At 66.8% G+C, this 15,273-nt stretch carries 14 protein-coding genes; 5 read left to right on the top strand and 9 right to left on the bottom strand.

Annotated features, from left to right (window positions below):
- Window positions 1–32 precede the first annotated feature (32 nt).
- Window positions 33–674 (bottom strand): 3-isopropylmalate dehydratase small subunit, encoded by a 642-nt coding sequence (leuD, locus tag RM532_RS11095; RefSeq protein ID WP_311653397.1) that lies wholly within the window; start codon window positions 672–674, stop codon window positions 33–35.
- Window positions 675–739: 65 nt separating this feature from the next.
- Window positions 740–2,143 carry a 3-isopropylmalate dehydratase large subunit gene (leuC, locus tag RM532_RS11090; RefSeq protein ID WP_311653396.1) on the bottom strand — a complete coding sequence of 468 codons (1,404 nt, stop codon included), beginning with the start codon at window positions 2,141–2,143 and terminating at the stop codon, window positions 740–742.
- A 133-nt stretch (window positions 2,144–2,276) separates the two neighbouring features.
- On the opposite strand from leuC, the gene RM532_RS11085 reads away from it, so the two are divergent.
- On the top strand, window positions 2,277–3,149 hold the full coding sequence (locus RM532_RS11085) for a LysR family transcriptional regulator (RefSeq protein ID WP_311653395.1): 873 nt from the start codon (window positions 2,277–2,279) through the stop codon (window positions 3,147–3,149).
- A gap of 1 nt (window position 3,150) precedes the next feature.
- Here the strand turns inward: RM532_RS11085 and RM532_RS11080 are convergent, their stop codons facing one another.
- The 3 genes from RM532_RS11080 to prmB all read right to left on the bottom strand — a co-directional run bounded on the left by RM532_RS11080 (window position 3,151) and on the right by prmB (window position 6,444).
- The gene (locus tag RM532_RS11080; RefSeq protein WP_311653394.1) at window positions 3,151–4,314 is read right to left on the bottom strand and encodes an MFS transporter; all 1,164 of its coding nucleotides are present in this window, start codon (window positions 4,312–4,314) and stop codon (window positions 3,151–3,153) included.
- Between the two features lie 84 nt (window positions 4,315–4,398).
- On the bottom strand, window positions 4,399–5,496 hold the full coding sequence (gene aroC / locus RM532_RS11075) for a chorismate synthase (protein ID WP_311653393.1): 1,098 nt from the start codon (window positions 5,494–5,496) through the stop codon (window positions 4,399–4,401).
- Window positions 5,497–5,499: 3 nt separating this feature from the next.
- Window positions 5,500–6,444 carry a 50S ribosomal protein L3 N(5)-glutamine methyltransferase gene (prmB, locus tag RM532_RS11070; protein ID WP_311653392.1) on the bottom strand — a complete coding sequence of 315 codons (945 nt, stop codon included), beginning with the start codon at window positions 6,442–6,444 and terminating at the stop codon, window positions 5,500–5,502.
- Between the two features lie 199 nt (window positions 6,445–6,643).
- On the opposite strand from prmB, the gene asd reads away from it, so the two are divergent.
- Complete coding sequence (asd, locus tag RM532_RS11065; RefSeq protein ID WP_311653391.1) at window positions 6,644–7,501, top strand: archaetidylserine decarboxylase; 858 nt, start codon at window positions 6,644–6,646, stop codon at window positions 7,499–7,501.
- Here the strand turns inward: asd and epmA are convergent.
- Together epmA and efp are read right to left on the bottom strand one after the other, a co-directional pair.
- Window positions 7,498–8,457, bottom strand: coding sequence for an EF-P lysine aminoacylase EpmA (gene epmA / locus RM532_RS11060; RefSeq protein ID WP_311653390.1), 960 nt, complete (start codon window positions 8,455–8,457; stop codon window positions 7,498–7,500). The genes asd and epmA overlap by 4 nt on opposite strands.
- A gap of 42 nt (window positions 8,458–8,499) precedes the next feature.
- Window positions 8,500–9,063, bottom strand: coding sequence for an elongation factor P (efp, locus tag RM532_RS11055; RefSeq protein ID WP_311653389.1), 564 nt, complete (start codon window positions 9,061–9,063; stop codon window positions 8,500–8,502).
- Between the two features lie 61 nt (window positions 9,064–9,124).
- On the opposite strand from efp, the gene epmB reads away from it, so the two are divergent.
- Window positions 9,125–10,189: an EF-P beta-lysylation protein EpmB gene (gene epmB, locus RM532_RS11050; protein WP_423246894.1), complete on the top strand. Its 1,065-nt coding sequence runs from the start codon at window positions 9,125–9,127 to the stop codon at window positions 10,187–10,189.
- Window positions 10,186–12,201, top strand: a complete 2,016-nt coding sequence (locus RM532_RS11045) for an EAL domain-containing protein (protein ID WP_311653387.1) — start codon at window positions 10,186–10,188, stop codon at window positions 12,199–12,201. The genes epmB and RM532_RS11045 overlap by 4 nt, the downstream gene beginning before the upstream one ends.
- A gap of 45 nt (window positions 12,202–12,246) precedes the next feature.
- Here RM532_RS11045 and htpX read toward each other — a convergent pair whose 3' ends face one another.
- Window positions 12,247–13,113 carry a protease HtpX gene (htpX, locus tag RM532_RS11040; protein ID WP_311653386.1) on the bottom strand — a complete coding sequence of 289 codons (867 nt, stop codon included), beginning with the start codon at window positions 13,111–13,113 and terminating at the stop codon, window positions 12,247–12,249.
- Window positions 13,114–13,308: 195 nt separating this feature from the next.
- Here htpX and RM532_RS11035 point away from each other — a divergent pair, with 195 nt between their 5' ends.
- On the top strand, window positions 13,309–14,631 hold the full coding sequence (locus RM532_RS11035) for an OmpP1/FadL family transporter (protein ID WP_311653385.1): 1,323 nt from the start codon (window positions 13,309–13,311) through the stop codon (window positions 14,629–14,631).
- A 291-nt stretch (window positions 14,632–14,922) separates the two neighbouring features.
- Here the strand turns inward: RM532_RS11035 and RM532_RS11030 are convergent.
- Window positions 14,923–15,273, bottom strand: a 351-nt coding sequence (locus tag RM532_RS11030; RefSeq protein WP_311653384.1) for a VOC family protein, incomplete at its 5' end; no start/stop codon positions are given.

Genomic DNA, 15,273 nt, shown 5'->3' with positions numbered 1-15,273 from the left:
TTCGTCCTTGGTCGTAAAAGCTTCGTTGCCGCTCAAAGTTCGCGGAACAACCAGGGTTTGGCGTCGCGCCGGGCCTGTTCATAGCCGCGGATGGTCTCCGCATGCTTCAGGGTGAGGCCGATATCGTCCAGCCCTTCCAGCATGTTGTGGCGACGGTAGGCGTCGATCTCGAACGGGTACTCGACGCCGCCGGCCCGCACGGTCTGCGCCAACAGATCCACCCGAGCCATCGCGGGCGCGTCCCGGGCGGCCACCTCGAAAAGTGCATCCATGTTCTGGTGATCCAGAACAATCGGTAAAACGCCATTCTTGAAGCAATTGTTGAAGAATATATCGGCAAAGCTCGGGGCGATCACCACCCGGAAACCGGCATCCGACAGCGCCCACACCGCATGCTCGCGCGAGGAGCCGCAGCCGAAGTTGTCGCGTGCCAGCAGGATGCTGGCGTCGCGGTAGGCCGGCTGATTGAGCAGGAAATCCGTATTGGGCCGGCGTGTGGCCGGGTCCACGTCCAGCCCACCCGGATCCCGGTAACGCCAGTCATCGAACAGATGCGGCCCGAAACCGGTGCGCTTGATCGATTTCAGATACTGCTTGGGAATGATGGCGTCGGTGTCCACGTTGCCGCGATCCAGCGGCGCCATGATGCCTTCGTGTGTCGTGAATGCTTGCATGAGTCTCTATCCTGGCAGGATCAAACGGCGACGGTCGCAAACGGAAATGCTGACGCGGCTTCCGTTCAAATGTCTCGGACGTCCACAAAATGCCCCGCCACCGCCGCCGCAGCGGCCATCGCCGGGCTGACCAGATGGGTGCGACCACCCTGCCCCTGCCGACCCTCGAAGTTGCGATTCGAAGTCGAGGCGCAGCGCTCGCCCGGCGAAAGCTGGTCGGGGTTCATGCCCAGACACATCGAGCAGCCCGCATCACGCCATTCGAAACCGGCGTCGATGAACACCTGGTCCAGCCCCTCCTTTTCAGCCTGCAGCTTCACCAGGCCGGAACCGGGCACCACCATGGCCAGCTTGATGTTGTCCGCCACCCGGCGCCCCTTGAGCACGGCCGCGGCCGCGCGCAGATCCTCGATGCGTGCGTTGGTGCAGGAGCCCAGGAACACCTTGTCCAGCCGGATGTCGGTGATCGGCATGCCGGGCGCCAGATCCATGTAGGTCAGCGCATGTCGCCAGGATTCGGCCCGCGTGGCGTCATCGCAGGCCGCGGGATCGGGCACCGCGCCGTCCACCGGCACCACCATCTCCGGTGAGGTGCCCCAGGTAACCTGCGGACGGATCGCCGCGGCATCCAGTACCACGGTCTGATCGAACACCGCGTCCTCGTCGCTGGTCAGCGTGCGCCAGTAGGCCTCGGCCTCCGCCTGATGCTCGCCCTCGGGCGCATAGGTCCGGCCGCGCACATATTCGACGGTCTTGTCGTCCACCGCGATCATGCCGGCCCGGGCGCCGGCCTCGATCGACATGTTGCACAGGGTCATGCGGCCTTCCATCGACAGGTCTCGAATCGCCTGCCCGCCGTACTCCAGCACGTGGCCCGTGCCACCGGCGGTGCCGATCTTCCCGATGATGGCCAGCATTATGTCCTTGGCCGTCACGCCGGGACCGGCCTGACCGTCCACCCGGATGAGCATGGTCTTCGCCTTGGCCTGAATCAGCGTCTGTGTGGCCAGGGCGTGCTCGACCTCGGAGGTGCCGATGCCGAACGCCAGCGCGCCAAAGGCGCCGTGCGTGGAGGTATGGGAATCACCGCAGACGATGGTCATGCCCGGCTGGGTCGCCCCCTGCTCGGGGCCGATCACGTGGACGATGCCCTGGCGCGGGTCGTTCATCGCGAACAACCGGATGCCGAAATCCGCGCAGTTGGCCTGCAGCGCTTCCACCTGGGCACGCGAAATCGGATCGGCAATGCCCCGCAGCCGGTCGATGGTCGGCACGTTGTGATCCGGCACCGCCAGATTTGCACTGCGGCGCCACACGTCACGCCCGGCCAGCCGCAGGCCCTCGAATGCCTGCGGCGAGGTCACTTCGTGGACCATCTGCCGGTCGATGTAGATCAGCGCGGTGCCGTCGCCGTTGTCGCGCACCACGTGCTCATCCCAAATCTTGTCGTACAGAGTTCTGCCGCTCATCACGCCCTCGTCGCGTCTTTTGTATGAACGCAACTATAGGGGTGACTGTTTAATAACTCCAATGAATTGTTTTTATATTTACAAGTCGCATATGGAATGTATTATTCGGTCACCACACTCACCTACCGTCCGCATGCAACTGGCCGCCATCGAAGCCTTCGTGACCATCTGCGACACCGGCAGTTTCCGGGCGGCGGCCCAGCGGCTGCATGTCAGCCAGCCGGCGGTGAGCAAGCGACTGGCCAACGCCGAGGCGCGTCTGGGCTTCGCGCTGTTCGACCGGGTTGGCCGCCGGGTGATTCTCACCGATGCCGGGCGGCAGTTCCTGCCCCATGCGCGGCGCATGCTGGCGGCACTGGAGGACGGCCGCCGGGCGCTGGATGAACTGTCCGACCGGGTGATCGGTCATCTGGCACTGGCGTTGTCCCACCATGTGGCCATGCACCGGATGCCGCCGGTGCTGCGGCAGTACGTCAAGACCTTCCCCGGCGTGGGCCTGGACATCCATTTCCTGGGTTCGGAAGACGCCTGCCATGCAGTGGCCCGCGGCCATGTGGAACTGGCCATCGTCACCCTGCCCGATCCGCCCATTGCCGGGCTGGATCAGCAGCGCGTGTGGGCCGACCCGATGGTGATCGCGGTGGCCGAGGATCATCCACTGGCGCAACAGACCGAGGTCACGGCCGCGCAGCTTCGCGAGGTGCCGGCGCTACTGCCCGAGCCGGACACCCAGACCCATGCCATCGTGAGCCGGGCCGTGGGCGGTCACGATGCCGATCTGACCGTCCGCCAGCACAGCAACAATCTGGATACGCTGAAGATGCTGGCCGAAGTCGGCCTGGGCTGGACCGCCCTGCCCCCGGCAATGCTGGCCGACAGCCGGCTGCGCGAACTGACGCTGCCCGGCGTGACACTGACACGGGCCCTGGGCACGGTGCGCCATCCCGAGCGTCACCTGTCCGCCGCGGCCGCGGCCCTGCTGTCGCTGTTGAATGAGCCCGAGTGATTCAGGGCGACGACGATGCCATCCCCACACCACGCAACCCCAGCCAGGCAATCAACCAGCCCAACGCCGCGGCGGCCGCGGCCATCACGAAAACCCAGGGATGCGGCAGTACATCCCACAGGAAGCCACTGCTCAGCGCCCCGGCAGCCCCGCCAGCACCGAAACCCAGACTGCTGTACAGCGCCTGCCCGCGCCCCTGGAGCGGCCCCTGGAACAGACGGTGGATCAGGCTGACTGCCACGGCGTGATAAAGCCCGAAACTGGCCATGTGCAGCACCTGGACCAGCACCACCATCGCCAGCCGGTCGGGCGCGGCAGCCAGCAGGGACCAGCGAAGCACCGCCAGCCCCACCGCAGTGAGCATGAGCTGGCGTAGCGTGGTGCGAGTGACTACCGCCGGCAGGAAGGCGAACACCAGCACCTCGGCCATCACCCCCAGCGCCCACAATCCGCCGATCAGGCTGCGGCCGTAGCCGTGGTCCTCCAGATAGATGGAAAAGAAGCTGTAGTAGGGCCCGTGACTGAACTGCACCAGAAAGCACACTGCCAGCAGGCTGGCTACCTGCGGGCGACGCAGTACCGTGAGCAACGCGTCGCCGCCGGACGTTTCGCGGGTGCCGGGTGCGTCGGGCACCGCCAGGCTGACAAGGAACAGCGTCACCAGCGTGGCCAGCATCCACCACACCACCAGGCCTGACCCACCGGCATCCACCAGCGGCCCCAGCGCCGCCACCGAGGCGATGAATCCCACCGATCCCCACAACCGGATACGGCTGTACCCGGCCGATCGGCTACCCAGGTGATTGAAGGTAAGCGCTTCGAACTGCGGAATGGACGCGTTGGAGAAGAACCCGTACCCGGCCATCAGCAACGCCAGCGCCAGAAAGCCGTCGACGAACGGCACCCAGAGGAACATCAGAGCGGCGCCCGCGGTGGCCAGCCGGATGACCACCACCCGGCCGCCGTACCGGTCCACCACCCAGCCCCACACGTTCGGGGCCACCACCTTGGTGCCCAGCAGAATGCCAAAGATCAGCCCGATGGCCGCGGCGGAAAAGCCGCGGTCTCGCATGTACAGGCTCCAGTAGGGCAGCAACGCCCCGAGCCCGGCGAACCAGAAGAAATAGAAGCCGGACAGCCGGCGCCGCGGCAGGATATCGGTCACGCCCGACCTGCGGCCTTCAGCGATTGACAGCTGGCGTCAGACCCGACTCACCCGGACAACAGGTGCCATTGGCGGTTGCGCCCGTCATGCGTCGCCCGGAATCGGCGGCAGTGGCGGTATCACGTCGGCGTTCTGTGCCCTGTGACGCAGCCAATGATCCATCAGTACCAGCGCCAGCATCGCCTCGGCGATGGGCGTGGCCCGCAGGCCCACACAGGGGTCGTGCCGGCCGGTGGTGCGCATTTCGGTCGCCTCGCCCGCGATATCCACGGTGCGGCCGGGGATGGTGATGCTCGAGGTGGGCTTGAGTGCCAGCGCCGCCCGCACCGGCTGGCCGGTGCTGATGCCGCCGGCCACGCCGCCGGAATGGTTGGCGAGAAAGCCCTCCGGGCTGAGTTCGTCGCGATGCTCGGAGCCGCGCTGGCGCACGCAGTCGAAGCCATCGCCGATTTCCACACCCTTGACCGCGTTGATGCTCATCAGCGCCGCGGCCAGGTCCGAGTCCAGCCGCTCGAATACCGGTTCGCCCAGGCCGGGCGGCACCCCGGTGGCTTCCACCACGATGCGGGCGCCGATCGAATCGCCGTCGCGGCGCAGCGCGTTGATCGCGGCTTCCAGCTCGGCGACCCGGTCCGGGTCGGGACAGAAGAAGGGGTTGTCGTTGACCGTGTCCGGCGCCACACAGTCCAGGTGGATATCGCCCATCTGGGCCAGCCAGCCGCGTATCTCGATGCCCAGGCGCTCGCGCAGATACTTGCGGGCAATCGCCCCGGCCGCCACCCGCACGGCGGTTTCCCGGGCCGAGGAGCGGCCGCCGCCGCGATGATCGCGCCGGCCGTATTTCTGGATGTAGGCGTAGTCCGCGTGGTTGGGGCGGAACACCTGCTGGATCTTGCCGTAATCGCGGGAGCGCTGATCCTCGTTCTCGATCAGTACCGCAATGGGGGTGCCGGTGGTTTCGCCCTCGAACACGCCCGACAGGATGCGGGCCTGATCGGGCTCGCGCCGCTGGGTGACGTAGCGGGACTGTCCCGGCCGGCGACGATCCAGGTCGGTCTGCAGATCGCTTTCCGTCAGCGCCAGTCCCGGCGGACAACCGTCCACCACGCAGCCGATCGCCGGGCCGTGGCTCTCGCCGAAGCTGGTCACCGTGAACTGGCGTCCCCAGGTATTACCGGCCATGGGCTATTCCCCCGTTGCGCTGGCCGCACATTCGTGGCAATGCGCCACCCAGGCGTCCAGATCGTCGGCTTCGAGCACGCCCACGCCGAGGCCGCCGCGCTCCAGTTCCACCCATTCGATCGGCATTTCGGGCCAGCGCTGCTCCAGCGCGAAGCAGGTGTGTCCAACTTCCAGCACGAACAATCCACCCGGCGCCAGATGCGGCGGCGTGGCGAAGATCAGCCGTTCGACCAGATCCAGCCCGTCACCGCCGCCGGAGAACGCGATCGTGGGCTCGTGGCGATACTCCGGGTCGAGCGTGTCCATCTCCTCGCCGCTGACGTACGGCGGGTTGGTCACGATCAGATCGAACGGCGCCTCATCGTCCAGCCCGTCGTAGAGATCGGCAATGCGCCAGCGCATGCGCGGCGACACCCCGTGGCGCTCGGCGTTGCGGCGCGCCACCGCCAGCGCGTCCTCGCTGACATCCGTGCCCACCACCTCGGCATCCGGAAACGCCATCGCGCAGGCAATGGCGATGGCGCCGCTGCCGGTGCCCACGTCCAGAATGCGCAGCGGTTCGCGATCGTCCAGCCAGGGCTGGAATTCCGCCTCGATGATCTCGGCAATCGGCGACCGGGGCACCAGCACGCGCTGATCGACGAAGAACGGCAGCCCCGCGAACCAGGCCTCGCCGGTCAGATACGGCGCCGGCTGGCGTTCGTCGATGCGCCGCTGCAGCAGATTCAGCGCCGCCTCGGCTTCCTCGGGCGTCACGTGGGCGGACAGATAATCGTCGGCCACGTCGACGGGCAACGCCAGGGAATGCAGCACCAGATGGCGCGCCTCGTCCATCGGGTTGTCGCTGCCGTGACCGAAGGCCAGCCCGGCACGATTGAAGGCCGAGCCACCCCAGCGGATGAGGTCGCGGATGGTGGTCAGGTGCGCGGCGAGCCGAGACGGGTCCATGGATGCTTTCCGGCCGGAGAATGGAACGCCGCCCGGCCGTATCGCCGGGCCGGTGAGGCCGCGGACGGCGGGCGACAGAGGCGTCACATTATGGGCTAAACTCGCCCACAATGCACCGATTTCGCTTGCTTTTCGGCGGTTGGGCCTGCCCGTTTCGCCGCTGCCGGCAAGTCATCTTCCTCGCACTCCGATCCACGCCATGCACCCGTTCGCCCTGCTCCAGCAACTGCTTCCTACTCGCCTGCTCTCGCGGCTGATGCACAGTATTGCCAGCAGCCGCTACCGACCGCTCAAGAACCTGTTGATCCGGGCCTTCATGAAGCTGTTCCGGATCGACCTGAGTGAGGCGGTGATGCGGGATCCGCTGGCCTACGAGAGTTTCAACGCCTTCTTTACCCGGGCGCTGAAACCCGCCGCCCGGCCACTGCCCGAGGACCCGGCCGGCGTGGCCAGCCCCGTGGACGGCACCCTCGGCCAGTTCGGCGAACTGGAGCGCGACCGGCTGCTTCAGGCCAAGGGCATGACCTACTCGGCCGCCGAACTGCTCGGCGACGCCGATGCCGCGGCGCCGTTTCTGGGTGGTCGGTTTGCCACCATCTACCTCGCGCCCACCAACTACCATCGCGTGCACATGCCGCTGACCGGCACCCTGCGGCAGACCCGCTACGTCCCCGGCCGGTTGTTCGGCGTCAATCCGATGAGCGTGCGCGGCATCAGCCGCCTGTTCACCCGTAACGAGCGACTGGTGTGCCTGTTCGATACCGCCGCCGGGCCGATGGCCGTGGTGCTGGTAGGCGCGTTCTGCGTGGGCGGCATGGAGACCGTGTGGTCGGGCACGGTCACACCGCCACACCGGCGCAGCGGCGGCGTGACCGACTGGCCGGTGGAGAACACCGCCACCCGCCTGGGCCGCGGCGATGAAATGGGCCGGTTCAACCTGGGATCGACCGTGATCCTGCTGCTGGGTGCCGGCGCCGCCGACTGGGCGTCGCATCTGAAGCCCGACGCGCCGGTGCGCATGGGACAGTCACTGGGTCACTTGACCCCGGGCGCCTAAGCGCGATCGGCCGCGAAGGGCAACGCGGGCGCAAGCGAGTCGAAGCCGAGCAGGAGCGCCAGCAGCCTGTCCACGCCCAGCGCCACGCCGGCGCAGTCCGGTAACCCGGCATCCATCGCGGCCGGCAGCGCCCGGTCGACCGGCGGACAGGGCTTGCCGAGCGCCCGGCGCGTGGCGGCATCCCGGTCGAATCGCTCGCGCAGCGTGGCGGCGTCAGTGAGTTCGGTGCCGCCGTTGGCCAGCTCCACGCCCTGCCAGTAGATCTCGAAGCGCTCGGCCACCGGCTGTGCCCCCGGCCCGATCTGCGTGAGTCCGGCCAGTGAGGGCGGCCAGTCGCAGACGGCGCAAGGTGCCGACTGGCCCAGATCCGGCCCCAGCACCAGCCCAACCAGGGCATCCAGCCAGAACTCGAACCGCCGGGCGTCATCCAGGCCCGCCGGCTCGGATTCCGGGACCAGACCGGCCCGGGCGGCCCGCTGCTGCAGTTCGTCGGCGCCGGCCCGGCGCCAGTCGAGGCCGGTCAGGCGCGTGAATACCTCGTCGAAACCGACTCGCGCCAGCGGCGGCGCCCCGAGTTCGACCAGCAATGCCTCGGTCTCCGCCAGAACGGCCGGATAGCCCCAGCCCGGCCGGTACCATTCCAGCATGCTGAATTCGGGGTTGTGCCAGCGACCGGTCTCGCCCGCCCGAAATACGTGAGATAACTGATAGACCGGCCCGATGCCGGCTGCCAGCAGGCGCTTGAGACCGAATTCCGGCGAGGTATGCAACCAGCCGACGTCGCCGCAGGCCAGGCTGTCCAGCTGGGGTTCCTGGGCGGCGGCGGCGGACAGCGCCGGCACGTCGGCTTCCAGTACATCACGGCCTGCGAAGAAGGCACGGATATCGGCCAGCAGCCGGGCGCGCCGGCGCAGGGTATCCGGCGTCGCGGAGGGCTGCCAGGTCGGTTCGGTCACGACGGATTCGCGTTGGCGGGCACCCTCGGCGGTGCCGGGTAATCAGGCGCGGGAGACGTATTCGCCCTTGCGGGTGTCCACCTTGAGCACCTCGCCTTCCTCGATGAACAGCGGCACGCGGATCACCGCGCCGGTTTCCAGCGTGGCCGGCTTGCTGCCGCCGCTGGAGGTATCGCCGCGCACGCCCGGGTCGGTTTGGCTGACCGCCAGATTCACGAAGTTGGGCGCCTCGATCGACAGTGGTTCGTTGTTCCAGAGAATGACCTTGCATTCATCCTGCGGGCGCAGCCACTGGCCGGCATCGCCCACCACGGCATCCGGGGCCTGGTGCTGTTCGAAGCTGTTGGGCTCCATGAAATGCCAGAATTCGCCGTCCGAGTAGAGGAACTGCAGATCCAGTTCCATCACGTCGGCGGCCTCGACCGTGTCGCCCGACTTGAAGGTGCGCTCGATGGTCCGGCCGGTCTTGAGGTTGCGCACCTTGACGCGGTTGAAGGCCTGCCCCTTGCCCGGCTTGACGAACTCGTTCTCCAGAATCGTGAAGGGATCGCCGTCGAGCAGGATCTTGAGGCCGCCCTTGAACTGGTTGGTGCTGAAAGTCGCCATCTTGGGTAGTCCGTTGACAAAAGTTTTGGAGACACGCCGGCCGGCGCTCTACACTGCCGTCATGCTCATGCAAGACGCCCCGCCCGCCGGCAGCCGGCCGCGTAGTCTATCCCAAAGCCCGTCCCCCTGGCAGCGGGAAATGGCCACCGCGATCACCGATCCGCGCGAGTTGCTGGCGATGCTCGATCTGCCCGCCTCCGGCCTCGCCGGCGCCGCTACCGCGAACGGCCTGTTCCGGCTGCGGGTGCCCCGCCCGTTCGTGGCCCGGATGCGCCGGGGTGACCCCGCCGATCCGCTGCTGCGCCAGGTCTGGCCGCTGGGCGCGGAAGGCGACGAGGTCCCCGGCTACGATCTGGATGCGGTCGGCGACCTGGCCAGCCTGCGCGGCGACGGCATCATCCACAAGTACGCCGGCCGGGCACTGCTGATCGCCACCGGTTCCTGCGGTGTGCATTGCCGTTACTGCTTCCGCCGGCACTTTCCGTATGCCGACGAGAACGCGGCACGCCAGCAGTGGCGCGGCGCGCTGCAACAGCTGCGCACGGACACCAGCATCCGCGAGGTCATCCTGTCCGGCGGCGATCCGCTGTCCCTGGCCGATCACAAGCTGGCCGATCTGGTCCGGACCCTGGACCGCATTCCACATATCGAACGTCTGCGCCTGCACACCCGGCAGCCAATCGTGATCCCCGCCCGGGTGGACGACGCCCTGCTGACCTGGCTGGGCAGCACCCGACTGCAGACCGTGGTGGTGGTGCACGTCAATCATCCGCAGGAGCTCGACGCCGATACCGGGCTGGCCCTGGGCCGGCTGAAGGACGCCGGGGCCACCCTGTTCAACCAGGCGGTGTTGCTGGCCGGCGTGAACGACGATCCGGCGGTGCTGGCAACGTTGAGCGAACGGCTGTTCGCACAGGGCGTGATCCCCTACTATCTGCATCTGCTCGACCGGGTTCGAGGTGCTGCCCATTTCGACGTACCGCGCGAGCGGGCGCAGCGGCTCTACCGCGAACTGTCCGCCCGCCTGCCCGGCTATCTCGTGCCGCATCTGGCGCTGGAGGAAGCCGGCCGGGCCAGCAAAACCATCATCGGCATGGATGCCACTTCGGGAGATATTGCAACGTGAGTGCCGCGTCGTCCGCCGCCCCGTCATCGACCACCATTCTGGTGATCGCCCCGCGGGAAAACAGCGCGGAAACACTGCGCAACGCCCTCCGGGCGGCCGGCGAGAGCGTCACCGTAGCCTGGCTCGAGCAGGCCGGCGAGCTGGGTGACCAGCTCACCCATCACGACCCTGCACTGATCGCCAGCGCCGCGGACGATTCGGCGGCGCTGGACCGGATTCTCGGGCTGTGCGTGAATGCCGCGCCTCGCGTGCCGGTGATCGCCCTGGCCGACGCCAGACGCCGGACCGACCTGCTCCGCGCCGGCGCCCGCGATGTGGTCGATCCCGCCGATCCCGAACTGCTGGAGCTGGTCCTGACCCGCCATCTGCGCGAGGCCGAGCGGGTGCGTCAAGCCAGCGTGTTGCAGGCACAGCTGGCGGATTGCCGCGGCCGCCTGGATGCGCTGATCGCCGACAGCCGCGAGGCCCGGGCGGTAATCGACGACGGCATCTTCGAGCAGGTCAACGCCGAGTTCGCCAGCCTGTTCGGTTTTCCCGATACCGACGAACTGGCAGGCGTGCCGCTGATGGACCTGGTGCACCCGGATGATCGTCCGACCGTCAAGCAGGCGTTGAAGGACTGCGCGCAGGGCACCAGCGCCCCGTCGCTGCTCACGATTACCGGCCAACGCATGGACGACACTCCAGTGACACTGGCCGTGCGCTGTCGGCCCACGACAGGCAACCAGCCCGGCCGGGTGGAACTGCTGGTCGCACCGCCGGATGAAACCGCGCCGGTGCAACGCGATCCGATTACCACCGGTCGGCAGGCGCTGTATCAAACGCTCCAGTCCCTGCGGCCCCGGGACCCCGGCACGCCGGGCCTGCTGTGTCTGCACCTGGACGATTTCGGCGGCCTGCAGGACCGGTTGGGCCCGGCCACCGCCGACCGTATCGCCGACGAGGTATTCGCCTTCACACTCAGCCTGATTGCCGAGGACGATCGCGGTTTCCGGCTGGCGGCCCCGGGTCTGGCGCTGCTGATGCATCGCGAGGATGCTGGCGCCCTGACCGAACAGGCGGAATCGATCCGTGAAGCCATCGCCCGGGAAGCCTTCGGCGAGGATCAGCAGACGGCCTCGGTAACCGTCAGCATCGCGGTGGCCGCGCTGGCCGCCGACGGTGATGATGCCAAGCGCTTCCTGCGGACCGCGCGGCTGGCAACACAACTGTCCGATCGCACCGGCAATCGGGTCGACATGCTTGGCAAACGCGACGCCGCCGCCGATGCCGACACCAATCGACCGGCGCCCACCGCGGATCGCGCCAAAGCCCTGAATGCGGCGATCGAGAACAATCAGCTGGCTCTGGCCTATCTGGATATCACCAGTCTGGAAGGCGATGCCGGCCCGTATTACGACGCCCTGCTGCGCTGGAACCGTGGCGACGGACGGGCCCTGCGCTTCGACGAATTCCGCGACGAGGCCGAGGCGGCCGGGCTGCTGTCCGACATCGACCGCTGGGCGACCGGTCAGGCGCTGGCCCGCACGCGTGGCGATGCAGCAGGCGAAATCTTCCTGCCGCTATCAGCGGCGTCGGTGCAGCAGGCGGAGGCCTTCGCCAAATGGCTCGGCACCCAGGCGGCCGGCCGCGAGGGCGCGTCCGGTCAGGTCTGGCTCGTGCTCCAGGAGACCGACGTGGCAGCCGCGCCGCGCCAGGCCCAGTTGCTCGCCCGGGCCTGCCGGTCGCTGGGGTTGGGTATTGCGGTGGACGGCTACGCCACCCGGCCGGAAGCCGCAGCGCTGGCCGCCGACCTGCAGGCCGGCTTCGTCCGGCTGGATGCGGACCAGACCGAGATACTGGTTGGCGACGGCGACGAGGCCCTGACCCAGGCGGTCGCCGCCGCCCGGCACGCCGGGATGAGGATCGTGGCCGGCCACGTGCAGGACGCCAACAGCATGGCCCGGCTGTGGCAGCACGGCATCAACTTCATCCAGGGCCGTCGGGTACACGAGCCGGCTGCCGAGGCTTGACCGCTCCGGCTAAGCGACCTTCAACGCCCGCGTGAGTCCCTCCGGCTAACCCTGCTTCAGCGCCGCAATCCGCTGTTCCAGCGGCGGGTGACTGGCGAACAGCTTCTTCAGCCCCTGCCCCAGCGTGCCCGAAATGCCGAACGCGGCCATTTCCTTGGGCATGTCACTCTGGCCGTAGGTCTTCTGCAGGGATTCCAGCGCGCTGATCATCTTGCGCCGGCTGGCCAGATGGGCGCCGCCCGCATCGGCCCGATACTCGCGGTAGCGGGAAAACGCGGCCACGATGATGCTTGCCAGCAGGCCGAACACGATTTCCAGCGCAATCACCACGCCGAAGTAGGCCAGACCGCCGCCGCGCTCGTCACGCATGAGCATGCGCGCCACGATATGAGCGAAGAAGATCACGAACGTGTTCAGCACGCCCTGAAGCAGGCCCATGGTCACCATGTCGCCATTGGCGATATGGCTGACCTCGTGGGCCAGTACCGCCTCCACACCGTCACGGTCCATGTTCTGCAGCAGGCCGGTGCTCACCGCCACGAGGGCATCATTGCGGCTCATGCCGGTGGCGAACGCGTTCATCACCGGTGACTCGAACACGCCCACCTCGGGCATGCCGATGCCCGCGGCCCGGGCCTGCCGCTGCACCGTCTGCACCAACCACTGCTCGGCCGCATTGGACGGATTCTCGATGATGCGCACCCCCATCATCCGCTTGGCCATCCACTTGGAGATCGCCAGCGAGATGAACGAGCCGCCCATACCGAACACCGTGGCCAGCACGAACAGCCCGGTGGTATTGCCGACACCCTTGTCAGCCAACCACTGATCCAGCCCGAAGATCTGGATGAAGGCCGACAGCACCAGCAGGATGGCAAGGTTGGTGCCCAGGAACAGAAGAATACGTTTCATCGTGGTTGTGTCTCCGGGAAATCGCGATGGGAGTTAGATAGCGGCGGCCCGCGACAGTTTCAAGACGCCCTGCATCGGCGCACCCCAGAGCCGAAGGAACCGGCTCGCGACGCCTGCCGGCCGCACGGGCCGCACTTTCGGGCAGGTGACAGGGCATCGGTCATGTGACCATCCTGAAAACAAAAGGGAGTCGACATGCTGATAATGAACCGCGCGGGCACCGTGCTCACAGCCGCGATGATCGTTCTTGGAGTCGCCATGCCTGCCCGGGCCGGCGGCGGCTATTTCATTCTGGGCTACGGGCCGTATGCGAACCAGAGTGCCGGCACGGCAACCGCTGTCGGCATGGACGCCTTCGCCGCGGCGTCCAACCCGGCCAAGCTGTCCGCCGTGGAAGACCGGGTCGACCTGGGCCTGATCCTGTTCATGCCGTACCGACGGGTCGAACGGACCGGTTCGGGCACGCCCTACGATTTCGCCTCCACCAGCGACAACGACCTGTTCCTCCTGCCCGAGGCTGGCATTGCCAAGCGCATCAACGACCGCTGGTCCTGGGGGGTGGCCCTGTACGGCAACGGCGGCCTGAATACCGAATATCACGGCAATACCGGCATTCCCGATACCAACGCCAATCCCGGGCGCTGCGGCAGCCAGCCGGGCAACTTCTTCCTGGGTTGCGGCAAGGTGGGCTTCGACCTGGCCCAGGTGAATCTGGCTCCCACGCTGTCCTGGCAGGCCACGCCGAAGCACAGCTTTGGTGCCACCCTGCTGTTGACCTACCAGCGGTTCGAGGCCTACGGACTGGAAGCCTTCGAAAGTGTTTCGCAGAACCCGCAGGCCCTCACCGGCAACGGCCACGACGAGGCGCTGGGCGCCGGCATCCGCATCGGCTGGTACGGCGAGATCACCCCCTGGCTGGACGCCGGGGCGGCCTGGTCGTCCCGCGTCTACATGCAGGACTTCGACGACTACGAGGGACTGCTCGCCGACGGTGGAAACTTCGACCTCCCCGAGAACTACAACGTGGGCGTGGCGATCAAGCCGGACTCGCGCTGGACCATCGGGCTGGACATCCAGCGCATCCGCTACAGCGATATCCCGGCGCTGGACAACGGCGTGCTCAACTCGCTCAACGATCCGCAGGGCAGTCCGCTGGGCAGCGGCAACGGCAGCGCCTTCAACTGGGCGTCGAACACCATCTACAAGGCGGCGGTGGCATTCGATGCCACCGACACCCTGACCCTGCGCGGCGGCTATGCCTACGGAGACCAGACCCAGCGTGATGACGGGCCCAATTCGGTCAGCCTGAACATGTTCACGCCCAATGCCATTCACCAGGTCAGCCTGGGTCTGAGCTGGCGGCTGCGCGCGAACAACGAACTGAATTTCGCCTACAGCCGCTATACCGAGGTGGAATACGACGGGCCCTCCGCCACCGCCGGGCTGGGCGTGGGCGGCACCGAGAAGCTCACCGCCAGAGTCGACCAGGTGATGCTGGCCTGGAGCTGGTTTCCTTGAGAGCGATTGCTGGCGGCGCGCGCCGGACCTTCTCAATGCCGACGGGTCCTGTTGACCCATTAACAACACCATCGCGGCCACGGCACTTCGGCAGACCTTCCGGCCGATGACCACCCTCGATCCCAACGTGCCCCAGGCTTGGCGTTGAGGTTTGACCGAAGACGCCTTTCGGAGCACCAGCCCTGATGCTTTAATCCAACAACGAAACCAAACAGCCTGACGTAAAGATTCCTGGTCTCCTCGATCTACCCGTACAGCTATTCGAAATCATCCTGATAACGGTGTTTCGCCTCAATCTTCGGGCAGGAAATCCGGATTCCACACGATTTCCCAAATATGCTGATCCGGATCCTGAAAACATCCAGCGTATCCACCCCAGAATGTTTCATGTGCCGGCTTCAGGATATGAGCTCCCGCCTGTTTTGCTTCCGCCATCACAGCATCGACCTCGCCCCTGGACGTAACGTTATGGCCAATTGTGAATTCTGTAGGGGAGACGGGAGCTTTTGATATGCCGACATCATGAGAAATGCTATCTCTCGGCCAAAGGGCCAGCATCATTCCTGCGCTTAATTCAAAGAATGCGACAGCTCCATGCTCAAATTCCTTGCCAACTATTCCTTGTGTCGCCAACCCAAGTCC

It is taken from the genome of Spectribacter hydrogenoxidans (genome assembly GCF_031846275.1).
Lineage (GTDB): Bacteria > Pseudomonadota > Gammaproteobacteria > Nevskiales > Salinisphaeraceae > Spectribacter > Spectribacter hydrogenoxidans.
The sequence above is the reverse complement of the archived record's forward strand: the minus strand, read 5'-3'. Positions and strand labels throughout refer to the sequence as shown.